The following is a 22,625-nucleotide window of genomic DNA, read 5'->3' on the forward strand; positions in this document are numbered from 1 at the left end:
TTTGGATGAGATTGTATAAAGTGTGCAATAAGATTTCTTTGTTGCTTCATGCACTTTGCAGTGCTGCCGGTTACTTCCTGATCGAAGCGATCAGCCGCCATTCTTTCGTTGAGGCATGGAATTATATGACAGGAAAACCGCTGGTATTTGCATACAATGCGGGACTGATCTTTGTCACCAGCCTGATCGCGTATCTGTTCCGCCGGAGGACATTCTGGCGAGTGCTGATCGCAATATTCTGGCTGCTTCTCGGAATCATAAACGGCATAATCCTTGCAAACAGGGTTACACCGTTTACCGGTCCCGATCTGCATCTTCTGACAGATGGCATGGCAATCTTAAACAAGTATCTGCCTGCATGGGGCGTGATAATTGCATTGATCGTGCTGGGGCTGTTTGTCCTTATTCTTCTGGCGCTTCTTGTCAGGGGACCGAAGTATAAACGTAGAGTGAAATTTCGCTATGATCTTTTAATGGTAGTTGTCGCTGTGGCAGCATTTGCAGGAATTACACAGCTTGCTCTGGATAAGAGAGTACTTTCCAATTATTTTGGTAATATTGCATTTGCCTATGAGGATTACGGATATCCATATTGTCTGGCAGTTACGATCTTTGATACAGGAATCAGCTGCCCGAGGGATTATTCCGAAAAGGAAATTCAGAGAATTGAGAAGACGGAAGACAATCTCCCGGCGACAAGCGAGAGCAGTAAGCCGAACATCATTTTCCTGCAGCTGGAATCTTTTTTTGATCCGACACTGGTCAATTATCTGAAGATTTCGGAAGATCCGATTCCGAATTTCCGGAAACTTATGAAGGAGTACACCTCCGGTTATTATAAAGTTCCGTCCGTAGGTGCCGGTACCGCAAATACCGAGTTTGAATCAATCAGCGGTATGAGTCTGCATTATTTCGGACCGGGTGAGTATCCGTATAAGAGTATCCTGAAAGAAACGACTTGCGAAAGTGCACCTTATGTACTGAAAAATCTGGGGTATACCACACATGCGGTACATAACAATGAAGCCAATTTCTATGGAAGAAGGAGTATTTTCCCGAATCTTGGATTTGATACTTTTACTTCAGCAGAATATATGCCGGAGGAAGAAAATAAGAACCCGCTTGGCTGGACAAAGGATGAAATTCTGACAGATGAGATTCTTAAATGTCTGGATTCTACGGAGGGATCGGATTATATTTATACGATTTCCACGCAGGGGCATGGTGCTTATCCGGAAGAACAGCTGATCGATGACCCGGAGATTACTGTTACCGGTGCAGCTACCGAAGCACAGAATAATCAGTGGGAATACTACTGTAACGAAATCCATGAAATGGATAATTTTGTAAAAGAACTGACAGATGCACTTGCAGATTATCCGGAAGACGTGATCCTTGTTATGTATGGTGACCACCTTCCGACTATGGGACTGACGGTTGAAGACCTGAAAAATAAATATCTGTTCCAGACACAGTATGTTATGTGGGACAATTTCGACATGGAAAAGAAAGACGTCAATCTGGCAGCTTATCAGATGGCGGCTGAGGTAATGGACCGTGCCGGAATCCATGAAGGAACAATCTTCCGTTATCATCAGGCAAGAAGAAACACCAGAAACTATCAGGTGGATCTGGAAACACTGCAGTATGATCTGCTGTATGGAGAACGTTATTCTTATAAAGAAAACGGAGAGACTTTTGAGCGGACCAAAATGCATATGGGTCTTTATGATGTATCATTGGATTCCATGGAACTTGTTTCGGATACGGACTTCACTTATCGGCTGAAGGGTACGAATTTCACACCGTCCAGTCAGGTAAAACTGAACGGCGAATGGGTAGATACCGTATATGTTAACCCTACGACGCTGATGATCTCAGGAACGGAGTTAAACGATTTTGACAGAGTTTCTGTTTCGCAGCGAAGCAACAGCTCGACGAGAAAAGCACTGAGCAAGAGCTACGATCGATCAGCATATATGCTGTATTCTGCAAACAAATGGAAACTTCCGACGGAAGAGAATGAATCCTGACGAATAAAAGATTACGATTAGTACTGGACATCTTTCACCACTCATATATAATGATATCGTAGCGTTCTGATTTTTTTAGAGCGGAACGCTGCGAATACATTAGATAAAGTGGTGAATTTTTTTATGAATTACGAAGAAGCTGTTGCTTATATTGAAGAAACTCCGAAATTTACAACCAAAAACAAACTGGAGCATACAAAAGAATGCCTGAGACGTCTCGGCAGTCCCGAAGAGCGCTTTAAGGTCATTCACGTAGCGGGAACAAACGGAAAGGGCAGTACCTGCGCTTTCCTGACATCGATCCTTCGTGAGGCAGGATATTCCTGCGGGTTATTTACTTCTCCGCATCTTGTTGTGATCAATGAGCGATTTCAGATTAATGAAAAAAATATTGATGATGACACTTTTCTGCATGCCTTTGAAAAAGTAAAAAAGCTTGCAGATGAACTTGTCGCAGAGGGCAGTTATCATCCGACGTATTTTGAATTCCTGTTTCTGATGGGAATGGTGATATTTGCCGATGCAGGTGTGGATTACGTGGTCCTTGAGACAGGACTCGGTGGAAAACTGGATGCAACGACTGCAGTAGAACATCCGCTGGCATGTGTGATCACATCGATCAGTTTTGACCATATGCAGTATCTGGGAAACACAATCAGTGCAATTGCAGGTGAGAAGGCCGGCATCATTGTGCCGGGGGTACCGGTGATCTATGACGGTAATGATGCGGAAGCGGCAAAAGTCATCAGTGAGAGGGCACAGGAGCTGGGAAGCCCATATTATGAAGTGAAGAGAGAGGATGCAGAGATCCTCCGAAATACAATGTCGGGCATTGATTTTTCATTTAAGAATGAGTATTATGGAAATACAACATTTTCCATACCGTTTATAGCAAAGTATCAGGTTATGAACAGTATGCTTGCGCTGAAAACAATCGAGGTTATGAAGAATCATATTTCTGTATCTGAAGATGCAGTATGTCGTGGTGTTCGTGAGACACGCTGGCAGGGACGTATGGAAACTGTTCTTCCGGGTGTGATCGTGGATGGAGCACATAATGAGGACGGTGTTGAGAAATTTGTTGAAACTGCCGCTCATTTTCAGAAAGAGTATCCGCTGACACTTCTTTTTTCGGCTGTGGATGACAAGGATTATACAGATATGATCCGGACAATTCTGGACAAGATCAGCTTCCGCCATGTGATCGTAACACAGGTAGGCGGATATCGTAAGGTCCCGGCGGAGCACCTTGCAGAGATATTTAAAGGGCAGGGATGTCCGAGTGCGGAAGCGTGTGAAAATGTGGAGATGGCATTTAAGAAGGCACTTGAGCAGAAGGGCGAGGATGGTATGCTGTTCTGTGTTGGTTCTCTTTATCTGGTAGGCGAGATCAAGACGGCCATCCTGAAGGGAATCAGAAAATAAAGGAGAACAATATGATCGATTACGAAGAAGAACTGAAAAAATTTGAACCGTGTCTGGATGTTACAGATGCTGAAGGTGCGATTTATGACAGAGAGCTGACGGATATTCTGGATGTACTTCAGGAAGTCTTAAGAGAAGCCAAGAGTAACCGACGGATAAAGTAAATATAAGGAGAACTACATGAACTGTATGAACTGCGGTGCATTTCTCACAGACCGGGATCTTGATTACTGTCCGAACTGTGGGTATAATGTACTGATTCAGAAAAAAGTAGATTACCTGTCCAAAGTTTTCTATAATCAGGGGCTGGAAAAGGCCAGTATTCGTGACCTTTCCGGTGCGATTGCATGTCTGAAACAAAGCCTTATGTATGATAAACGAAATATCAGGGCACGTAATCTTCTGGGACTGGTTTATTTTGAGACGGGCGAGGTGGTTTCTGCACTCAGCGAATGGGTGATCAGCAAAAACCTTCAGCCGACGAGAAATCTGGCATCCGAATATATCAATAAATTGCAGGCAAATCCGAACAAACTTGCAGCAATCAATGAAACAATCAAAAAATACAATCATGCGCTGCTTTTGTGCAGGGAGGGACATGAAGACATGGCCGCGATCCAGCTGCGTAAGATTCTTGCACAGAATTCAAAGCTGATCAAGGGATATCATCTTCTGGCGCTTATCCAGATCAAGAATGAAGAATGGAACCGCGCGCGAAGAACCCTCAAAAAGGCGGCCAGAATCGATAAGACCAATACAACGACACTTCGATTCTTGCGTGAAGTAGACGAGCAGACCGGAGTGACCACAAAACTCGAGAAGAAAAATAAAAAAGGTCTGTTCCGTTCCGGCAAGATAAAGGCAGATGAAGATACAGATCTTTTGAATGTGGATCGTATGACTCCGCAGACAATATACAAAGAGCATTCGCGCATTTCAGCATTCTTTATACTGGTCACAGGTATTCTTGCAGGTGCTGCGGCATTCTGGCTCCTTGCGGTCCCGGCAATACGTCAGGGAATCTATCAGGAGGCTAACCAGCAGATCGTGCAGTACAGTGAATCTCTTGCAAGTCAGGGCGCCGAGCTCAATAAAGCACAGGGTGAAGCGAAAGAATCCGGTGATACGGTAGAGTCCGTGACACAGGAACTGACAACTGAGCAGGCAAAGAGCGAGAGCTATCAGGCTCTTCTGATGGCGCTCAGCTATTATCAGCAGCAGGATATTGACGATGCGGCTGTAGAGATACAGAAGGTACATGTGGACGTCCTTACAGATGCCCAGAAGTCGATTTATACAACAATCAAGAATGCGACCGGTGTGGCAGGCATCGGTGATACAGAACCGGCGCAGACATCTTCTGACAGCGGAGATGGAAGCGGTGATGATGGAAGTGATTACAGCTCGGACGACGGAAGTGACTACAGCGACTATAGTGATGACAGCGGAGATTACGGAGACGAATAAAATTTGACAATAAGAAGAACCTCAGATAAGGGGATGTGCCATATGGCATGTCTCCCTTTTTGTATTTATGTAATAGGAAATTACTCCGTAATGTTCCTATTACATAAAAACGCTCCGCGAGGATGCGACCAGATGCATGAGGAACATGTCTGCTGAAGCAGACTGCATCTGGCGCGCAAAGCGTAACAAGTCCCTCAAAGATTGAGGGATTCAGGGAGTTTGAAGCGGACTTGTCCGCTTTGTTCTAGTGGGGAGATGCCGGTGGTGTGACTGTGGATTCTTTTTTAAAACAGGTTAGGGGGAGTAAAAATGCAGGAAATGTATAAACTGGAGGGGACAGTACTTACTGTGGTTCTTCCGCAGGATGTGGATCATCCGGTGACGGATCTTGTACGTCGGGAGACAGATCATATCATAAATCAGAATTATATACGCAAAATTGTTTTTGATTTTACACATACGGAATTTATGGACAGTTCCGGGGTGGGACTTCTGATGGGGCGATACCGTGCAATGGGAATGCGCAAAGAGAGCATACAGGCAGTGGGTGTAAGCCGTCACATAGACCGGCTTTTGCATCTGTCGGGTCTGCATCGCTATATAGAAATTCAGAAAGCAGAGGAGGAAGAAGCATGAAGGAAAACACAAACGAAATGATTCTGGTATTTGACAGTATTCCGGCAAATGAAGGACTGGCAAGGGTAACCGCAGCATCTTTCTGCACGCAGCTCAATCCGACACTGGAAGAAGTGGCAGATCTGAAGACAGCAGTTTCGGAGGCTGTGACCAACTGCATCATTCACGGATATGAAGGTAAAATAAACAAGATCGAAATGAAACTACAGTATCATGGGAACGAACTGTATGTGCATATTACAGATTATGGAATCGGAATCATGGACATTGAGAAGGCAATGGAACCGATGTATACGTCGAAGCCGGACCATGAGCGCTCGGGGATGGGATTTACCTTTATGGAGGCATTTATGGATGAGATACGTGTAGAATCACAGCCGGGCAAGGGGACTACTGTTCATATGAAGAAGACCATTGGCAGGAAGAGATAAATGCCGGAGGACACTCTTGCCCTGATCGGGCGCGCGCACCAGGGGGATAAAGAGGCGAGAGAGCGCCTGTTTCATGAAAATACAGGACTGATCTACTGTGCGGCAAAGCGCTTTCTGGGACGTGGTGTGGATATGGAAGATCTCTTTCAGATCGGAAGTATCGGTCTTCTGAAAGCAGTGGACAAATTTGATACATCTTATGATGTGAAATTTTCCACATATGCCGTGCCAATAGAGTACGATAAAGGAAATGACCGGAAAAGCCTTAAAATAAGGGATTTCTGATAAAGGCATTGGATAAAAAAACAGTGCTGTCAGATGTACATTTCGATATCTTATGTTGAAATAACAGTATAGATAAGATATTGAAAATAATTCGGAATTGTTTCTGATAGGAACCTTCTTGAATGAGATGATGACCATTCAAAGGAGGTTTTTTTATGGCAAGAATTATGACAAGAAGAAAAGCCATACCCAAGGCAATCGAATTACTGCAATGTCTGCCACAGACGGAGGAAGTTGTGGAAGTGATACAGGCACTAAAAAAATATTCTTCCACGCCATTGGATAGATGGGATGCAGCCAGTGTATATGAAGCATTAGATGAATGGACAGAATCTCATAATGGTATACCACCGAGAATAAAAGAGTGTGACAGCCATAAAGAGCTACCAAGCCATATGGTCTTTGAAAAGCTTTTTGGAAAAACAGCCAGAGAATTTCTAAATGATTATTATGGTGAGATGGAATACGTAAGGATTGGACGTCATGGAACAAGGTGTGTGGATGATCAATATGATTTTTTGGAAATATTTAAAAACGAATTTGAACGGATACAACCGGCAACGTCAAAAATATATGATGCTTGTAGAAATCCAGAAACACCATCATGGGGAACGATTGCAAGAAGATGTAAAGTGTCTTCCTGGTCAGAGTTGGTTACACTGTCCGGTGTAGAAGCGAATTGCATTAGAAGAAGATATGACACATATAATATTAGAAATAAGTTGAGCGTTTCACAAAAAACGAATTTGGAAACGGATTTGACAGCACACGAACAGCAGGAAGAAAAAGAAAGATTTGAGGCATTGCTGATAAAGACGCATGATTTAACATTGCAGGCTGAAAATCAGAAAAAGGCAGAAAAAGCAGTTTCAAAACATACATTACGAATCGGGAGGAAATAGAGATGGCAAAAGTTATAGCAATAGTCAATCAAAAAGGTGGTGTCGCAAAGTCAACTTCCTGTGTGAATTTAGGAATCGGATTGGTAAAAAAAGGATATAAAGTTCTGGCAATAGATTTTGATCCACAGGGAAGTTTAACAGAAAGTCTTGGATATCAGAATCCAGATGAATTAGAAATAACAGTAGCGACAATTCTTCATTGTGAAATGAATGGTCTTGAATTACCAGAAGGATATGGAATTCTTCACCATGAAGAGGGAATAGACATTCTTCCGGCAAATATTGAACTGTCTGGGGTAGAAGTTAGTCTGGTAAATGTTATGAGCAGAGAATATGTGTTAAAACAGTTTATCAAGACAATTTCGCCAGAATATGATTATATCCTGATTGATAATATGCCATCGCTAGGAATGCTTACTGTAAATGCTCTTGCAGCAGCTGATTCGGTTATCATTCCGGTTATGGCACATTATCTTCCTGTTAAAGGATTGGAACAGTTGATGCAGACCATATATAAAGTTAGAAAGCAGATAAATCGAAAGCTTCAGATTGACGGAATCTTACTTACCATGGTAGATCGAAGAACGAATTTTTCAAAAGAGATTATAGAGTTGCTTCATGATAATTATGGCGAATATATCAATATTTTCAAGACTGCAATCCCGTTTTCGATAAGGGCAGCAGAGACGAGTGCTGAGGGAGTAAGTATTTATAAACACGATCCGAAAGGTCGTGTTGCCGAAGCTTATAAAAAATTGGTAGAGGAGGTGATTGGTGATGGCAGTGAAAGAAAGTAGTGCTTCAAAGATAAAATTCAAAGGGGTAGATGCATTATTCGGATTGTCAGAGGAGCAGGAGTGTGTGCGAGAAATTCCGCTGGACGAGTTGGATACATTCAAGAATCATCCGTTTAAAGTGTTTAGGGATGATAAAATGGAGGAAATGATTGAAAGTATTTCAGAATATGGAGTTCTTGTGCCAGGAATTGCAAGACCTTCAAATTCAGGGGAAAAGGATTATGAATTAGTTGTGGGACACAGAAGAAAATATGCTTGCAGGGAATTAGGACTGAAAACAATGCCGGTCATTATCAGAGATATGTCTGATGATGAAGCAACTGTGGTTATGGTCGATTCCAACATTCAAAGAGAAAATCTGCTATATAGTGAGAAGGCATTTGCATACCGCATGAAGTATGAAGCATTGAAACGTCAGGGTAGACGGACTGATTTAACTTTGGTCCAAGTTGAACCAAAGTTGAAAAAAAGATGGGCAGCTGAGATGGTTGGCACAGAAGTCGGAGAGACAATGAGTACGATCAAACGATATATACGCTTGACCTACTTGTCGAATTACTTGCTGGAGTTTGTAGATAAAAATGAATTGCCATTTACTGTTGCAGTTGATTTATCTTATTTGAAAAGTAATGAGCAGTCATTGTTACTGGCGTTTATAGGAACAACAAAGAAAATGCCAAATGGATCTCAGGCAAAAAAACTGAAAGACCTTAGCCAGCAAAAAGAATTGACTGGAGAAGATATAGAGAAAATTCTTAGAGGAGAAGCAAAAGTGAATTATCAGAAAATCAGTTTTTCAGAAAAGCAACTGCAAAAATATTTTCCACCAGATTACAAGAAAGAGCAAATCGAAAAAATAATTTTCCAGTTATTAGATTCGTGGAAAGCACAAACAGAGCAAAGGGGATGATAAAGTGGAATATGAAAAGCAAATAAGATATAATGATAGACAGATGCAAAGATATCAGGCATATCTTTCTAAAGTACAGAAGATAAAAAGATTAGATAAGAGGACGAAAGAAATGACGATTGGAGATGTAATTAAAAAATCAATTCTGCCACTGGCATTTATGGTATTCTGGTTTTGGATGACAAAAACAATTATGAAGGTCAGTGGGCAGACGGATTGGTTCTGGTGGGTATTTATTGCCGGACTTCCATTTGGAATACATAAAATGCGGTTGATTCTAATTCCGAGAGGAATGGATACCACAGCAACACTTGGGATGGCTGCATTAAGTGTCATTATTGGAGCATTGATTGGAAGCATCATGATTCCAGTGTATGTGATCAGAGCGATATACGTGTTTATACGGTATGTCATTGGAAAATAGAATATTAGATTGATAAGAGGCAGGCTTGCGAAAATAAAAATCGTAAGTCTGCCTCTTTTTTTGTGCTTAAAAACAGGCAATTCAGGGGAATTCCCTTTTGCAAATATATATATTCTTGGAGGATTTTTAAGATGAGAGAGCGAATTGAAAGTAAGCATGTAACAAAGGAAATCAAAAGTCAGATGCCAGTGATTCCGGTGGCAATTGTTAAAGAAAGAGGCTGTACGTTCTGCCCATATTATCTGGGCAATTATGAGAAACAGCCACGCTGTATGATGAAAACCTGTGCCTGGGATGATGAAAATGAACGTTTCCATCCAGTTCTTCGTGAACTGATCCCATTTTACAAAGAGAAGATGGAAAAAGCAGAAGAAAAATTCCTGGCAATGAAAAAGATTTACACAACACTGTTAGGAATGTTTGCCGATGAAATGAAGCAAGAAGAGTTGGAAAAAGATGAATGTTACGGATGTGCCTATGGAAAATGTGGACCATGTATCGGTATCTGTTACAAATCAATGAAAGCATAGGAGGGGTAAGCCAATGAATACAACAGTTATTTCCGGGCGATTAGTAAGAAATCCTGGATACAACGAAGTGGAGAATGAAAAAGGACTTCATAAGATTGCCAAGTTCGTTCTGGCAGTCAGAAGAAATTATTCCGATGAAGTCAGTTTCATTCCGGTAAAGGCTTTTGCAAAGAAAGCAGAATTTGCCAGAGATTATCTGATGCAGGGAACGAAGGTCATGGTGGAAGGCGAGATTGTCACAGGTAATTATGAAGATAAGGATACTGGGAAAAAGATCTATACCACCGAAGTGTATGCAAACCGGATTGAATTCGCAGGTGCAAAAATGGTTGACAGACCACCGTTTCCAGAAGATGCGGAAGGGTTCTTAGAGATCCCAGAGGGTATGGAAGAAGAAATGCCGTTTAGATAGAGGAGGATAAAAGATGGTTTCAGTAGATCAGGCGTATATGGTAGGGCATATGAAAAATGCCGATGGAAGTATCAACAACAAAAATGTAGTGCTGTCAGCAGCATGTGAAGCAGCGGAACTGTTCCAGTGCATGATGGCAGTAAATCAGAAACTGGAGGACTGGCAGAGATTTAATCACACCTTGGAGATGCATCTTAGAAGTGTGGAATGTGAGAAAATCCATGATATCTGTCAGGCAGTATACGGAATGAAACATCCGTCCAATGAACTGGAAGGATTGTATCTGGCAAGAGAGGATGAACAGATATGCCTGCTGTACTATCAGGTGTTTGTAGGGATGCTGGAAATCAATATTAATTCAGCCGAAGTGCTGTACAAACAGAAGGAGGAAACAATCAATGAGTAAGATGGAGTATATGCCGGTAGATTGTCTGCAGGTGCCAAAGGTGCTGTTTCAGATGGAAAAATACAAAAATCTGTCAAATACAGCAAAGATTCTATACAGCTTATTTCTGGATCGTTTGAAATTTGCGGTGCAAAATGGCTGGGTAGATCATAACGGGAATCTGTTTGTTATCTATCCCAAAAGTGAAATAAAGAAAGACCTGAATACGACTCGGTATGGAGTAGATCAGGCAGTACAGGAACTGGTTCAGGTTGGTAAACTGGTGCGTATCATTCCAAACAATGGAAAGGCGAACCACTTTTATATCAATGGTATTTATGAAAATGAGATGGAGGAAGAATCAATGATGACATTAGATACTATCATGGCAAATATGCCGCTGGCTGAAAGAGAAATTATTATGGATAAGATGGTGAAAGCATCCAGAGATATTTTTGAAACTATTGCGGATATGGGATATATTGATCAATATGAAACGTCTTTAACTGCAATGGAAAAGCGAGGATACCAGGATGAGCTTGGAGAGATGGATATTGATCAAATTAAGGCAGATGGATATGAGTTTGGTATGGATCTTGCATTTGGAATTCTGGAGGAAAATGAAAATAATCCTGCTCGTGTGTTAGATATCCAGAAATATGTGAACAGACAGTATGAAAGCTGTTCAAAAAAGAAGTTTATGAAGGTCCTGGAAACCCTTGTTCATGCGATGGGGAATGATGAAGGCTTTATTGGTGATATGTATGCTTGTAACAAGAAGGCCAGAAATTATTATTTGGACGAAATGATTCAATCATTCAATTTTGTATTTGATGAGATGTGCCATGGTACAGGCAGTGCAGCAAATTGTGATTTTGATGTAGAAGAGTAGGAAAATATTATGGCAGATTTTGAATATTTCAGAGCAGAAGAATCTGACCAGTTTTCTTTTTTTCGGATACCAAAAGCTCTGTTCACAGAAAAAGAGTTTGCAAGCCTGTCCACAGACGCAAAGCTCCTTTATGGAATTCTGCTTGATCGAATCAGCCTGTCCAAGAAAAATGGCTGGATTGACAGTGAGGGTTATGTCTATATCATTTACACGATCGCAGAATTGCAGGAGCTGTTGCGAATGTCGCATACGACAGTGACAAAGCTTCTATATGAGCTGGATAGTGTGCATGGGATTGGATTGATCGAGCGGTATCGGCAGGGGAATAATCGTCCCTCTGTCATATATGTGAAAAATTTTGTAAAACGGAGTAGAGGAAAGCCAGTAAGATACTTTGTTTCTGGAATGCCAGAAACTGGAAATCCAGACTGCAAAGAATTGGAAATCCGGATTGCAAGAAACTGGAAGTCCGGAACGCAAAAAAATAGAAGTCCGGACTGCAAGAATCTGGATGGAAGTAATACTAAGATAAATAAGACTGAAAAGAATCATACTGATAAGAGTAAGGGCAATACACCCGCTTTGGAAGAAAAATTCAGTCAATATGGTAGATTTAAAAATGTTGTTCTGTCGGAAGCTGAACTGCAGGAGTTGACGACGCTATTTCCATGGGATTACCAGAAACGGATTGATCATCTTTCTGTTTATATGAAATCCAGTGGAAAAGAGTATCAAAACCATTTTGCAACAATCTGTCTTTGGGCAGAAAGGGATGGAACCAGGATAGGAATGGATAAATATGAATTTCAGGAAGGAGAAAGCCTGTGATGGAAAACAAAGTAACAGCAGATTATCTGGACGAAGAGGGATGTCTTCATTGTGGCACCTGTGGAAAAAGAAAACAGATGAAAGTCAGTCTGATAGGTTTTGAGCATGTAGTGTCCTGTTTGTGCGAATGCGAGGTAAAAGCCAGGCAGGAACTGGATGAGAAGATGCAGCGGGAAGAAGAACAGCGGCAGCTTTATCAGAGAAAATCCGTCGGACTTCGGGAAAGAAGATTCTGGGAATGGAAATTTGAAAATGACAATGGAAGCAACCAGAAGATACTAATCGCCAGGCAGTATGTAGAAAACTGGACAGATATGAAGAGAAAAAATGTAGGATTGCTTTTGATGGGACCGGTTGGAACCGGGAAGAGCTTTTTTGCAGGCTGTATTGCAAATGCACTTTTGGAACAGGGAGAACGTGTCATGATGACAAACTTTTCCAGGATTTTAAATGAAATGACCAGCTATCAGGCAGATAAGAACCAGATTATACAAAATCTTGTGGATTATCCGCTGCTGATTATTGATGACTTGGGAATAGAACGAAATTCCGAGTTTGCTTTGGAGCAGGTTTATAATGTGATAGACAGCCGCTATTGTAAAATGCTTCCGCTGATCATAACAACGAATCTGGGACTGAATGAAATGAAGTCCACAGATTTGGATACTGCCCATCAGCGTATTTACAGTAGAATACTTGAAATGTGTGTTCCCATCTATTGTGGTGGAGAAGATAAGAGAAAAGAAGAAGGGACAGAAAAACTCGTACAGGTGCAGAACCTGATTACCGGTTAATCTGTCTTTTTTCATTAAAGGGGGTGATTGCCATGATTACAGATTTGGACAGCAGTTGAATCGCTGAAAGGAGGGAAAAGTCATGCAGGAAGAGGTAACTCAGAAAACGGTCACGTTCTGTATTCGGGCTACTAAGATTACGGCAGACCTGTTGAAAAAGGTTCTTGTTGCGTATCTGCGTCATCAGAAGCAGAAATCAGTAGAGAAGAAAGCACAGAAAAATCAGCCGAAACAGGGAAAGGTCACGGTAAAAGAGCTGGCAAAACAGAATGCCGGGATGGTCAATATCGAGATCACGGACAAAAATATCAAGTCCTTTGAACGGTATGCTAGAAAATATGGGATCAATTATGCTCTGAAAAAAGACAAGAGCAAAGAGCCGCCGGTTTATCTGGTATTTTTCAAGGGACGTGATCAGGATGCCCTCAATGCTGCTTTCCGTGAGTTTTCCCAGAAACAGATTCAAAAAGCGAATAAACCTTCCATTCATAAGCGTCTTGCAGCTTACCGGGCAATGATGCCAAAGAAGACGAAGGACAAAGTAAAGAGCCGACATCAGGAACAGAGCCGATGAAGAAACAAAACGGCAATAATCTGATGCAGAAGTGGAAGAATAAAGCTGGGGTCAGGCTGTCCGCCCTGGATAAAAAGAAACTGGTTCTTACGAATCTTCCCTATGTTCTGACCGCTTTTTATGCGGACCGAGCATCCTGCCTATACAGGAGCAGTCCCGGAGAAGATATAGGGAACAAACTGTTATATGCGATGGAACATGCAGATCGGATTTTTACAGGGATTCTGTTGAGTCTTGACCTGAGAGATCTATTGGTTGGAGTTACTGTCGCAGTTGTTTTGAAACTATTAGTTTGGCAGAAACAGTCAGATGCAAAGAAACTTCGGAAAGGAATCGAGTATGGTTCAGCCAGATGGGGAACTGCAGAGGATATCAAGCCTTATATGTCAGATGATCCCTGGATGAATATTCCGTTGACAGCAACAGAAGCACTGACCATGGAGAGCAGACCAAAGCAGCCGAAGTATGCGAGAAATAAAAATATCGTGGTCATCGGTGGCAGTGGTTCCGGAAAGACACGATTTTTTGTAAAGCCGTCGGTCATGCAGATGAATTGTTCCATGGTCATTACAGATCCGAAAGGTACTCTGATCGAAGAGTGTGGGAAGATGTTAGCAAAGGGACCGCCTAAGAAAGATAAGAATGGAAATATTATGAAAGATAAATCTGGAAAAGTGGTTCATGAGCCATATGTGATTAAGGTTCTGAATACCATCAATTTTTCCAAATCGCTTCATTACAATCCATTTGCTTATATACGGTCTGAAAAAGATATCCTGAAGCTGGTGACAACAATCATTGTGAATACCAAAGGCGAAGGGGAAAAAGCTTCCGAAGATTTTTGGGTGAAAGCAGAGAAATTGCTGTACACAGCACTGATTGCTTTTATCTGGTATGAAGGGGATGAAGAGGAAAAGAATCTGAATACCCTTCTGGATCTTTTGAACGAAAGCGAAACCCGTGAAGAGGATGAAACTTATCAGAATCCGGTGGATATGATGTTCCAGGAACTGGAAGAAAGAGATCCGCAGCACTTTGCGGTCAGACAGTATAAAAAATATAAAATGGCGGCTGGAAAGACAGCGAAAAGTATTTTGATATCCTGTGGAGCCAGACTTGCCCCATTTGATATCGCAGAACTTCGTGAGATCATGTCTTACGATGAAATGGAACTGGATAAGATCGGAGACAGGAAAACAGCCTTGTTCTTGATTATGTCCGACACAGATACAACCTTTAACTTTGTGATTGCCATGTTACAGTCACAGCTTTTCAATCTGCTTTGCGATAAGGCAGATGATGAATATGGTGGAAGACTTCCGCTGCATGTGCGTGTCATCGCTGATGAGTTTGCCAACATCGGACAGATTCCTCAGTTTGACAAGCTGATTGCAACCATACGAAGCAGGGAAATCTCTGCTTCTATTATTTTGCAGTCCCAGAGTCAGTTAAAGGCAATGTATAAGGATAGTGCAGATACCATTCTGGGCAACTGTGATACCACACTATTCCTTGGTGGAAAAGAGAAAACTACCTTAAAGGAAATGAGTGAGCTTCTGGGGAAGGAAACCATTGACCTGTATAACACTTCGGAGACGAGGAGTAATCAGAAGTCCTTTGGATTGAATTACCAGAAAACAGGCAAACAGCTGATGACGGAAGATGAGATTGCAGTCATGGATGGAGGAAAATGTATCCTGCAGATCCGTGGTGCCAGACCATTTTTCTCGGATAAATATGATATCACGAAACACAAAAACTATCGGCTTCTTGCAGATGAAAACGAGAAGAACCGGTACAAAGTAGAGAAAGAGTTAAATCCGCAGTACACACCGAAACCCGAAGAAGAGGTGGAAGTGATTCATGTAGAACTGTCGGAGTAACCTTGGGAATGAACGAAAAATAATGAGGAAAGGAATAACTGACATTAGGTGCGCCGGCTTTTTAGTCGGTGTTTTTTCATTCCCGTAAACACCTGAAAGAAGTCAGTTTTGGTTTATGAATATATGGCATTTTTTAGCAGTGCAATTACAACTTTAAAAACTCTTGTAGTCGCAATCGGCGCAGGTCTTGGTGTGTGGGGTGTCGTAAACCTTCTGGAAGGATATGGAAATGACAATCCCGGCGCTAAAAGCCAGGGCATCAAACAGCTGATGGCTGGTGCCGGAATCATGCTGCTGGGAACTACCCTGATTCCACAGCTGGCAACATTGTTCTCTTAAGAGGAGTGGTAGATGAACACCATCATTGAGAGAATTACGGAAGCGATAAAGGATATCCTGATCGGGCTTATCAAGTCATGTTTGGATAACATGTTCACGTCTGTCAATGAGCAGGTGGGAACCATAGCCGGGCAGGTGGGACAGACACCGCAGGGATGGAATGCAGGGATTTTTAATCTGATTCAGAATATATCCCAAACGGTGATTGTCCCCATTGCGGGACTGATCATCACCTTTGTCCTGTGCTATGAATTGATCACGATGGTAACACAGAAAAACAATTTCCATGAATTTGAGACTTACAATATTTTCCTCTGGATCTTCAAAGCGTATGTAGCTATTTATCTGGTGACAAATACGTTCAATATCACGATGGCGGTCTTTGACGTTGGCCAGCATGTGGTCAACAATGCCGCCGGGGTGATATCAGGAAACACTGCGGTGGATGCAACGGAAGCAATTTCACGGATTGTGGATGCCCTGGAGGATATGGAGTTAGGGGATTTGTTCCTGCTATCCATGGAAACGATGTTGATCAGTGTTACCATGCACATTCTGTCAATTATCATTACGGTAATCTTGTTCGGAAGAATGATAGAAATTTACCTTTATACTTCCATAGCACCAATTCCGTTTGCCACCATGACCAATAAGGAATGGGGCAATATCGGAAACAACTATTTAAAAGGCTTGTTCGCACTGGCATTTCAGGGATTCTTCATGATGGTCTGTGTGGGAATTTATGCAGTTTTAGTAAATGCAATGACCATATCCAGTGATCTTCATGCAGCTATGTTTTCAGTAGCGGCTTATACCGTGATTCTTGCATTTTCATTATTCAAGACCGGAAGCCTTAGCAAATCTATATTCAATGCCCACTAGCGGGCAGGAAAGGAGCGCATACCATGGCGTATGTACCAGTACCAAAAGACCTTACCAAGGTCAAAACAAAAGTAGCATTAAATCTGACAAAGCGGCAGCTGATTTTCTTTTCACTTGCCGCAGTTGTGGGAATTCCGTTTTATCTGTTCATGAGAAAACCAATCGGTTCCAGTATTGCTGCCATTTTGATGGTAACGATCATGCTTCCGTTTTTCTTCATGGCAATGTATGAAAAAGACGGACTTCCCTTTGAAAAAGTGGTGGCAAATATCATTCGACAGAAGTTTATCTGTCCGGCAGTAAGACCATATAAGACAGAAAATTTTTATCAGGAGATTTCCACCCTTGTAAAAAAGGAGGGTGTGCCGGATGGCAAAAAAGACAAAGCAGGAGACTCAGCAGGAGCGTCTGTCCCTGGCGGAAAAAAGAAACCGTCAGGAAAGAAGAAACAAAAAAAGCAGAAAAGAAAGAGAACAGGAAAAGCGTAAGAAGAAACAGGAACGGGACCGCAGGAAACAGAAAAGCATTCCTACAACTGCACAGCAGAGTATTCCGTATATTCGGATGTTGCAGGATGGTATCTGCCAGGTGACAAAGACCTTTTTCTCCAAGACGATTCAGTTTTACGACATCAATTATCAGCTTGCTTTAAACGAGGATAAGACCACGATATTTGAGAATTACTGTGATTTCTTAAATTACTTTGATTCTTCCATCAGTGTGCAGCTGTCCTTCATCAATCAGCAGGTGGATGTGGCAGAATTTGAAAAAAGCATTGATATTCCGGATCAGACGGATGACTTTAATGCCATTCGTGAAGAGTACCGTACTATGCTGAAAAATCAGCTTTCCAAGGGAAATAATGGTCTGGTAAAGACGAAGTATATCACTTTTGGAATCGAAGCAGAGAGTCTGAAGGTAGCAAGACCAAGACTTGAAAGAATCGAAACAGATATCTTAAACAACTTTAAGGTTCTGGGAGCACAGGCACATTCCTTGAATGGACTGGAAAGGCTTGAGATTCTGTATCATGTGTTCAACCAGGATCGGATCGAACCATTTAAGTTCCAGTATAAGATGCTGCCGGAAACCGGATTAAAAACCAAAGATTTTATTGCACCGACTTCCTTTAACTTTTCCAAGAATCAGACATTTTTGATGGGAAGAACGATGGGAAGTGTAAGTTACCTGCAGATTCTTGCACCGGAGCTGACAGACCGGATGCTTGCAGATTTCCTGGATGTGGATGACAGCATCAATGTCAACATTCATATCCAGTCCATTGACCAGAGTTCTGCGATTAAGATGATCAAGAGCAAGATTTCAGATCTGGATAAGATGAAGATTGAAGAGCAGAAGCGGGCAGTACGTTCCGGTTATGATATGGACGTGCTTCCATCGGACCTTGTAACCTATGGAGAAGAGGCGAAAAACCTGCTGGAAGATCTGCAGTCCAGAAATGAGCGAATGTTCCTTGTGACGGTTCTGGTTATGAATACCGCAAAGAAGCGGCAGAAGCTGGAGAATAATATTTTCCAGGTACAGGGAATCGCACAGAAATATAACTGTTCCTTAAAACAGCTGGATTATCAGCAGGAAGCAGCACTCATGTCCTGTATTCCGCTTGGAGTCAATCGAATTGAAATTCAGAGAGGGCTTACCACATCATCAACCGCAATCTTTGTGCCATTTACGACACAGGAACTGTTTCAGGAAGGGGAAGCTCTTTATTATGGATTGAATGCGTTATCCAACAACATGATCATGGTTGATCGGAAACGCCTGAAGAACCCAAATGGACTGATTCTTGGTACACCAGGTTCTGGTAAGTCATTTTCAGCAAAGAGGGAAATTACGAACTGTTTTCTGATTACGGAAGACGATATCATTGTCTGCGATCCAGAAGCCGAGTATTCGGCACTTGTGCAGGCGCTGCATGGACAGGTGGTTCGGGTTTCACCGGTATCTGACCAGTATATCAATCCGATGGATCTGAACCTGAATTATTCCGAGGAAGACAATCCGCTGTCATTAAAAGCAGATTTTATTTTATCTCTGTGTGAGTTGATTGTTGGCGGAAAGAATGGACTGGAGCCGGTAGAAAAAACGATCATTGACCGTTGTGTGCGGCTGGTCTATCAGGAATATCTCGCTGATCCGGTGCCAGAGAAGATGCCGATACTGGAGGATTTATATAATCTGTTGCGGAAACAGGAAGAGCCGGAAGCACAGCGTCTGGCAACTTCATTGGAGATTTACGTTACAGGTTCCCTAAATGTATTTAATCATCGCACAAATGTGGACATCAACAACCGTATCGTATGTTTTGATATCAAGGAGCTTGGAAAACAGCTGAAGAAGATCGGGATGCTGATTGTGCAGGACCAGGTATGGAACCGAGTGACGATCAACCGTTCCGCTCATAAATCCACCCGTTACTATGTGGATGAATTCCATCTTCTCTTAAAAGAAGAACAGACAGCAGCCTACAGCGTGGAAATCTGGAAGCGATTCCGTAAATGGGGCGGTATTCCGACAGGAATTACCCAGAACATTAAGGATCTTTTAGCTTCCAGGGAAATCGAGAATATTTTTGAAAACTCTGATTTTATCTATATGCTCAACCAGGCATCCGGAGACAGGCAGATTCTGGCAAAACAGCTGAATATCTCACCAACCCAGCTGTCCTATGTAACCAACAGTAATGAGGGGGAAGGACTTTTGTTCTATGGAAATGTCATTATCCCATTTGTAGACAGATTCCCGAAGAATTCCCTCTATAAAATCATGACAACCCGCTTAGAGGAGACTTCCGAAGCAGGTTAAATCAAAGGAGAAAACAATGTTACGAGCAATTTCATATGTATTAACTTTTAGTGGCGGTGCTGTTTTCGGCATCGCTTTTCTCTGCTTATTACAGGCAGGGAAAGGGTATCCGAAGAAGGAGGAGTAAGTAGTGGCAGAACAGAGAATGAAAGTCAGGGACAAGAAAGTCCAAAAGATGACCAAGGATGGTCTGGTGGAAGAAAACCTGACAGATAAATCTTCTGTTCGTGTCAGTAACCGTGCCAGTGATGTGCAGATGGGAAGAAAACAGGGGGAAAAAGAAGAAAACCTTGTGGATAAGTCTCCCCGCCAGTCTGAACGGAGTGGGAAAAATATTCGTCCCTCTGTGCAAAAATCCAGAGATGCACCGGAACTGATACGGACAGAGAAGCAAAGTGAGGATCTTGGACAGAGTAGTAAACAGCAAAATAGAAAAAGAATCCGTGCTGAAGTCGGAAAAGAATCCAGACTTGCAGAAAAATCCGAAGCCGGACAGTCAGGGAGACTGAAAGAAAAACGTGCGGATCTATCAGAAAACAGAGGAGACAGCCGGAGAAATCAGACAGGTGGCAGCAAAAAGCCAAAACAAAAGCAGCGTTTGAAATTTGCTTATGAGGAGACTGGTGCTTCTGTGAAAAATGATAAAGATATGGAGAAGTTGAACCAGATGGATGCGGATGGAGTCAATTTCCGCCATCAGAAACAGAAGGAAAAAGCCAAAAAGTTTTCTTATGAGGAAGCCAAAAAGAAGAAGGAAGCAAAGCAACATTCCAAGAAGGCACAGGTCTATCAGGCAAATGATGGAGAAGCTCCTGAAAAGAAGAAATCCCGCTTGAAGTTTGGCGAAGGGGAATCTGTGAAAACAGAAAAAACTTCTGTTGTCAAGAAAGCAGGTAGTGCAACTTCCGCAGCATTGCACCGTGAGATCAGCAAAAATGAAGACGATAATGCGGCGGTAGAAGGTGCCCATAAGTTAGAAGAAAGCGGCGAAGGTGTTTACCGGCTGGAACAGAGAAGTGCAAGACGCAGGAAACAGAGGGCATCCAGAAAAAGAAGCAGACTTGAAAGACAGGAAGAGAAACAGGCACAGGCCGCAGCCCATCAGGAGCAGAAGAAGCTGAAAAAACAGATTCAGAAGCAACAGATCAAACGGGATTATGCCAAAGCGAAGCGAAGTGAACAGACAGTAGGAACAGCTACAAAAGGTACGATTGATTATATTAAGAAGATTGGCGGTAAGGTCACCAACTTCTTTAAAGAAAACCGGAAGGTGTATATCAGTGTAGCAGTTCTAATCGGATTGATGTTTCTGATCATAACGAATGTCACGTCTTGCTCTGCAGTGTTTTTACAAAATGTGATCACTTATACCGGAACCAGTTATCTGTCATCGGATCAGGCAATCCGGGAAGCGGAACTGTATTACACACAGCTGGAAGCTAATCTGCAGGAGCGGATCAACAACATGGAATCTGAAGAACCGGGACATGAGGAATACCGATATAACATCGGACCTATTGAGCATGATCCGTTTATCCTGATCAGTTATCTGTCAGCAAAGTATGAAGAATTTACCTTTGAACAGGTAAAGCCAGAACTGGATGCTCTTTTTGCATTGCAGTATCGGTTAGAAACAGAAGCAGTCAATGAGACTGTGACAGAGACAGCAACTGTAAGAGTTGGAGAATCTTTGGGACAGGTTGTGACCAGTGGGTATTGTAACTGCCCAATTTGTTGTGGTATTTGGAGCGGAGGACCGACTGCCAGTGGAGCATATCCAACTGCCAATCATACCTTAGCGGTAGATGCTTCCAATCCGTTTGTACCAATGGGAACAAAGGTAGTTATGAATGGTGTCGAATATACTGTAGAAGATACCGGAGCTTTCGCAAGATACGGTGTACAGTTTGATGTCTATTATGACAGTCATGCGGCAGCATCTGCACATGGACATCAAACATGGGAATGTTATCTGGCAGATGATAATGGAAGCAATGAAGTGGAAGTGACCAGGACAAGAGATGTAGATGTGCTGAATGTCACCTTAAATAGTGGAAACCTGATGTCAATCTGTCAGGACAGGCTGGGATTTTTCCAGAAAGAACTGTTCAGTGCCTACAACGATACAAAAGGCAACTTGCAGATGTTTGCAACACCGGTTGATTTTAACTGGTATTCCAGTGTGACCAGCTATTATGGATACAGGATTCATCCAATATCAGGAGCAAATCAGCTTCATAATGGTATGGATATCGGAGCACCGGAAGGGACAACAGTAATGGCAGGGCTGACCGGAACGGTTACAACTTCTGCTTATAACGACAGCTATGGCAATTATGTTGTGATCAAGGACAGTAAAGGCTATGAACTGCGGTATGCACATTTAAGCAGCCGGAGTGTATCTGCAGGAGCATCCGTCACGAAAGGTGATGAGATAGGTCTTGTAGGAAATACTGGAAATTCCACAGGAAGCCATCTTCATATTGAACTTCTGAAAAATGGAGAGCGGTTAAATCCGATCTTTTATCTGGAAACAGGAGAAGGGGCAGGATTTGGCGGAAATGAATATACCAGTGAAGCAGCACAGCGTTTGTTAAATGAAGCAGCGAGATATCTCGGAACACCATATGTGTGGGGTGGATATTCCCCAAGTGGATTCGATTGTTCTGGATTTGTAAGCTACTGTCTGACAAACTCTGGTGTAAGGAATACAGGAAGATTAACAGCACAGGGACTGTACAACATTTGTACACCAGTATCCCAGTCGGAGGCGCAGCCGGGAGATTTGATTTTCTTTACTGGAACTTACGACGCAGGGGAGCCGGTAACGCATATCGGAATCTATGTAGGCAATGGTCAGATGATCCATTGTGGACATCCGGTGCAGTATACGTCCATCAATTCCCCATACTGGCAGAGCCATTTCTATGGATTTGGACGATGGTAAGAAAAAAGGGCGGCTGCATCAGC

General features: G+C 42.4%; 24 protein-coding genes and 1 pseudogene. All 25 read left to right on the top strand.

Going from position 1 to position 22,625, the window contains the following annotated elements:
* Positions 1 to 5 precede the first annotated feature (5 nt).
* On the top strand, positions 6 to 2,033 hold the full coding sequence (locus H8Z79_RS02475) for an LTA synthase family protein (protein WP_015542231.1): 2,028 nt from the start codon (positions 6 to 8) through the stop codon (positions 2,031 to 2,033).
* A gap of 123 nt (positions 2,034 to 2,156) precedes the next feature.
* Positions 2,157 to 3,458, top strand: a complete 1,302-nt coding sequence (locus tag H8Z79_RS02480) for a bifunctional folylpolyglutamate synthase/dihydrofolate synthase (protein WP_118039843.1) — start codon at positions 2,157 to 2,159, stop codon at positions 3,456 to 3,458.
* Between the two features lie 11 nt (positions 3,459 to 3,469).
* Positions 3,470 to 3,622 (top strand): hypothetical protein, encoded by a 153-nt coding sequence (locus H8Z79_RS02485; protein ID WP_015542233.1) that lies wholly within the window; start codon positions 3,470 to 3,472, stop codon positions 3,620 to 3,622.
* A 16-nt stretch (positions 3,623 to 3,638) separates the two neighbouring features.
* Entirely contained in the window at positions 3,639 to 4,925 is a 1,287-nt protein-coding gene (locus H8Z79_RS02490; protein ID WP_015542234.1) for a tetratricopeptide repeat protein, read from the top strand.
* 309 nt (positions 4,926 to 5,234) lie between these two features.
* Positions 5,235 to 5,561, top strand: coding sequence for an anti-sigma factor antagonist (locus H8Z79_RS02495; RefSeq protein ID WP_118039842.1), 327 nt, complete (start codon positions 5,235 to 5,237; stop codon positions 5,559 to 5,561).
* Positions 5,558 to 5,992 carry an anti-sigma F factor gene (spoIIAB, locus tag H8Z79_RS02500; RefSeq protein ID WP_118039841.1) on the top strand — a complete coding sequence of 145 codons (435 nt, stop codon included), beginning with the start codon at positions 5,558 to 5,560 and terminating at the stop codon, positions 5,990 to 5,992. The genes H8Z79_RS02495 and spoIIAB overlap by 4 nt, the downstream gene beginning before the upstream one ends.
* Positions 5,993 to 6,226: pseudogene (locus H8Z79_RS02505) on the top strand (sigma-70 family RNA polymerase sigma factor); the annotation flags it as partial. It abuts the gene before it with no gap.
* Positions 6,227 to 6,432: 206 nt separating this feature from the next.
* Positions 6,433 to 7,179: a hypothetical protein gene (locus H8Z79_RS02510; protein ID WP_008688040.1), complete on the top strand. Its 747-nt coding sequence runs from the start codon at positions 6,433 to 6,435 to the stop codon at positions 7,177 to 7,179.
* Between the two features lie 2 nt (positions 7,180 to 7,181).
* Positions 7,182 to 7,976: a ParA family protein gene (locus tag H8Z79_RS02515; protein WP_117577930.1), complete on the top strand. Its 795-nt coding sequence runs from the start codon at positions 7,182 to 7,184 to the stop codon at positions 7,974 to 7,976.
* The gene (locus H8Z79_RS02520; RefSeq protein ID WP_117577932.1) at positions 7,957 to 8,886 is read left to right on the top strand and encodes a ParB/RepB/Spo0J family partition protein; all 930 of its coding nucleotides are present in this window, start codon (positions 7,957 to 7,959) and stop codon (positions 8,884 to 8,886) included. Before H8Z79_RS02515 ends, H8Z79_RS02520 begins: the two co-directional genes overlap by 20 nt.
* Positions 8,887 to 8,998: 112 nt before the next feature.
* Positions 8,999 to 9,310: a DUF6050 family protein gene (locus tag H8Z79_RS02525; protein WP_008688043.1), complete on the top strand. Its 312-nt coding sequence runs from the start codon at positions 8,999 to 9,001 to the stop codon at positions 9,308 to 9,310.
* Between the two features lie 131 nt (positions 9,311 to 9,441).
* Positions 9,442 to 9,840, top strand: coding sequence for a hypothetical protein (locus H8Z79_RS02530; protein ID WP_008688044.1), 399 nt, complete (start codon positions 9,442 to 9,444; stop codon positions 9,838 to 9,840).
* 13 nt (positions 9,841 to 9,853) lie between these two features.
* Complete coding sequence (locus H8Z79_RS02535) at positions 9,854 to 10,252, top strand: single-stranded DNA-binding protein (protein WP_005344165.1); 399 nt, start codon at positions 9,854 to 9,856, stop codon at positions 10,250 to 10,252.
* Positions 10,253 to 10,265: 13 nt separating this feature from the next.
* Positions 10,266 to 10,658 carry a hypothetical protein gene (locus tag H8Z79_RS02540; RefSeq protein ID WP_008688048.1) on the top strand — a complete coding sequence of 131 codons (393 nt, stop codon included), beginning with the start codon at positions 10,266 to 10,268 and terminating at the stop codon, positions 10,656 to 10,658.
* Positions 10,651 to 11,529, top strand: a complete 879-nt coding sequence (locus H8Z79_RS02545) for a replication initiator protein A (RefSeq protein WP_024728267.1) — start codon at positions 10,651 to 10,653, stop codon at positions 11,527 to 11,529. Before H8Z79_RS02540 ends, H8Z79_RS02545 begins: the two co-directional genes overlap by 8 nt.
* A gap of 9 nt (positions 11,530 to 11,538) precedes the next feature.
* Positions 11,539 to 12,357 (top strand): replication initiator protein A, encoded by an 819-nt coding sequence (locus H8Z79_RS02550; protein WP_055156955.1) that lies wholly within the window; start codon positions 11,539 to 11,541, stop codon positions 12,355 to 12,357.
* Entirely contained in the window at positions 12,357 to 13,151 is a 795-nt protein-coding gene (locus tag H8Z79_RS02555; protein ID WP_186582108.1) for an ATP-binding protein, read from the top strand. Before H8Z79_RS02550 ends, H8Z79_RS02555 begins: the two co-directional genes overlap by 1 nt.
* A gap of 82 nt (positions 13,152 to 13,233) precedes the next feature.
* Positions 13,234 to 13,725 carry a PcfB family protein gene (locus H8Z79_RS02560; protein WP_024720793.1) on the top strand — a complete coding sequence of 164 codons (492 nt, stop codon included), beginning with the start codon at positions 13,234 to 13,236 and terminating at the stop codon, positions 13,723 to 13,725.
* Complete coding sequence (locus H8Z79_RS02565; RefSeq protein WP_186582107.1) at positions 13,722 to 15,608, top strand: VirD4-like conjugal transfer protein, CD1115 family; 1,887 nt, start codon at positions 13,722 to 13,724, stop codon at positions 15,606 to 15,608. The genes H8Z79_RS02560 and H8Z79_RS02565 overlap by 4 nt, the downstream gene beginning before the upstream one ends.
* A 123-nt stretch (positions 15,609 to 15,731) precedes the next feature.
* The gene (locus H8Z79_RS02570) at positions 15,732 to 15,947 is read left to right on the top strand and encodes a Maff2 family mobile element protein (protein ID WP_017144663.1); all 216 of its coding nucleotides are present in this window, start codon (positions 15,732 to 15,734) and stop codon (positions 15,945 to 15,947) included.
* Between the two features lie 12 nt (positions 15,948 to 15,959).
* The gene (locus H8Z79_RS02575; protein WP_118383792.1) at positions 15,960 to 16,829 is read left to right on the top strand and encodes a VirB6/TrbL-like conjugal transfer protein, CD1112 family; all 870 of its coding nucleotides are present in this window, start codon (positions 15,960 to 15,962) and stop codon (positions 16,827 to 16,829) included.
* Between the two features lie 23 nt (positions 16,830 to 16,852).
* Positions 16,853 to 17,317, top strand: a complete 465-nt coding sequence (locus H8Z79_RS02580) for a PrgI family protein (RefSeq protein WP_024720790.1) — start codon at positions 16,853 to 16,855, stop codon at positions 17,315 to 17,317.
* Positions 17,199 to 19,655: a VirB4-like conjugal transfer ATPase, CD1110 family gene (locus H8Z79_RS02585; protein WP_186582106.1), complete on the top strand. Its 2,457-nt coding sequence runs from the start codon at positions 17,199 to 17,201 to the stop codon at positions 19,653 to 19,655. The genes H8Z79_RS02580 and H8Z79_RS02585 overlap by 119 nt, the downstream gene beginning before the upstream one ends.
* Positions 19,656 to 19,671: 16 nt before the next feature.
* The gene (locus H8Z79_RS02590; protein ID WP_008688066.1) at positions 19,672 to 19,782 is read left to right on the top strand and encodes a hypothetical protein; all 111 of its coding nucleotides are present in this window, start codon (positions 19,672 to 19,674) and stop codon (positions 19,780 to 19,782) included.
* 18 nt (positions 19,783 to 19,800) lie between these two features.
* The gene (locus tag H8Z79_RS17395) at positions 19,801 to 22,602 is read left to right on the top strand and encodes a CD1108 family mobile element protein (RefSeq protein ID WP_186582129.1); all 2,802 of its coding nucleotides are present in this window, start codon (positions 19,801 to 19,803) and stop codon (positions 22,600 to 22,602) included.
* Positions 22,603 to 22,625: the final 23 nt, after the last annotated feature.

The sequence above is a fragment of the Blautia intestinalis genome, from assembly GCF_014297355.1.
GTDB lineage: Bacteria > Bacillota > Clostridia > Lachnospirales > Lachnospiraceae > Blautia_A > Blautia_A intestinalis.

Bases quoted from the DNA above. Each gene is read 5' to 3' on its own strand.
- H8Z79_RS02535 (WP_005344165.1), top strand. From the start codon at position 9,854: ATGAATACAACAGTTATTTCCGGGCGATTAGTAAGAAATCCTGGATAC.
- H8Z79_RS02475 (WP_015542231.1), top strand. From the start codon at position 6: ATGAGATTGTATAAAGTGTGCAATAAGATTTCTTTGTTGCTTCATGCA.
- H8Z79_RS02495 (WP_118039842.1), top strand. From the start codon at position 5,235: ATGCAGGAAATGTATAAACTGGAGGGGACAGTACTTACTGTGGTTCTT.
- H8Z79_RS02555 (WP_186582108.1), top strand. From the start codon at position 12,357: ATGGAAAACAAAGTAACAGCAGATTATCTGGACGAAGAGGGATGTCTT.
- H8Z79_RS02485 (WP_015542233.1), top strand. From the start codon at position 3,470: ATGATCGATTACGAAGAAGAACTGAAAAAATTTGAACCGTGTCTGGAT.
- H8Z79_RS02585 (WP_186582106.1), top strand. From the start codon at position 17,199: ATGGCAAAAAAGACAAAGCAGGAGACTCAGCAGGAGCGTCTGTCCCTG.
- H8Z79_RS02530 (WP_008688044.1), top strand. From the start codon at position 9,442: ATGAGAGAGCGAATTGAAAGTAAGCATGTAACAAAGGAAATCAAAAGT.
- H8Z79_RS02575 (WP_118383792.1), top strand. From the start codon at position 15,960: ATGAACACCATCATTGAGAGAATTACGGAAGCGATAAAGGATATCCTG.
- H8Z79_RS02570 (WP_017144663.1), top strand. From the start codon at position 15,732: ATGGCATTTTTTAGCAGTGCAATTACAACTTTAAAAACTCTTGTAGTC.
- H8Z79_RS02565 (WP_186582107.1), top strand. From the start codon at position 13,722: ATGAAGAAACAAAACGGCAATAATCTGATGCAGAAGTGGAAGAATAAA.
- H8Z79_RS02560 (WP_024720793.1), top strand. From the start codon at position 13,234: ATGCAGGAAGAGGTAACTCAGAAAACGGTCACGTTCTGTATTCGGGCT.
- H8Z79_RS02540 (WP_008688048.1), top strand. From the start codon at position 10,266: ATGGTTTCAGTAGATCAGGCGTATATGGTAGGGCATATGAAAAATGCC.
- H8Z79_RS17395 (WP_186582129.1), top strand. From the start codon at position 19,801: ATGAAAGTCAGGGACAAGAAAGTCCAAAAGATGACCAAGGATGGTCTG.
- H8Z79_RS02580 (WP_024720790.1), top strand. From the start codon at position 16,853: ATGGCGTATGTACCAGTACCAAAAGACCTTACCAAGGTCAAAACAAAA.
- H8Z79_RS02490 (WP_015542234.1), top strand. From the start codon at position 3,639: ATGAACTGTATGAACTGCGGTGCATTTCTCACAGACCGGGATCTTGAT.
- H8Z79_RS02520 (WP_117577932.1), top strand. From the start codon at position 7,957: ATGGCAGTGAAAGAAAGTAGTGCTTCAAAGATAAAATTCAAAGGGGTA.
- H8Z79_RS02480 (WP_118039843.1), top strand. From the start codon at position 2,157: ATGAATTACGAAGAAGCTGTTGCTTATATTGAAGAAACTCCGAAATTT.
- H8Z79_RS02525 (WP_008688043.1), top strand. From the start codon at position 8,999: ATGACGATTGGAGATGTAATTAAAAAATCAATTCTGCCACTGGCATTT.
- spoIIAB (WP_118039841.1), top strand. From the start codon at position 5,558: ATGAAGGAAAACACAAACGAAATGATTCTGGTATTTGACAGTATTCCG.
- H8Z79_RS02590 (WP_008688066.1), top strand. From the start codon at position 19,672: ATGTTACGAGCAATTTCATATGTATTAACTTTTAGTGGCGGTGCTGTT.
- H8Z79_RS02515 (WP_117577930.1), top strand. From the start codon at position 7,182: ATGGCAAAAGTTATAGCAATAGTCAATCAAAAAGGTGGTGTCGCAAAG.
- H8Z79_RS02510 (WP_008688040.1), top strand. From the start codon at position 6,433: ATGGCAAGAATTATGACAAGAAGAAAAGCCATACCCAAGGCAATCGAA.
- H8Z79_RS02545 (WP_024728267.1), top strand. From the start codon at position 10,651: ATGAGTAAGATGGAGTATATGCCGGTAGATTGTCTGCAGGTGCCAAAG.
- H8Z79_RS02550 (WP_055156955.1), top strand. From the start codon at position 11,539: ATGGCAGATTTTGAATATTTCAGAGCAGAAGAATCTGACCAGTTTTCT.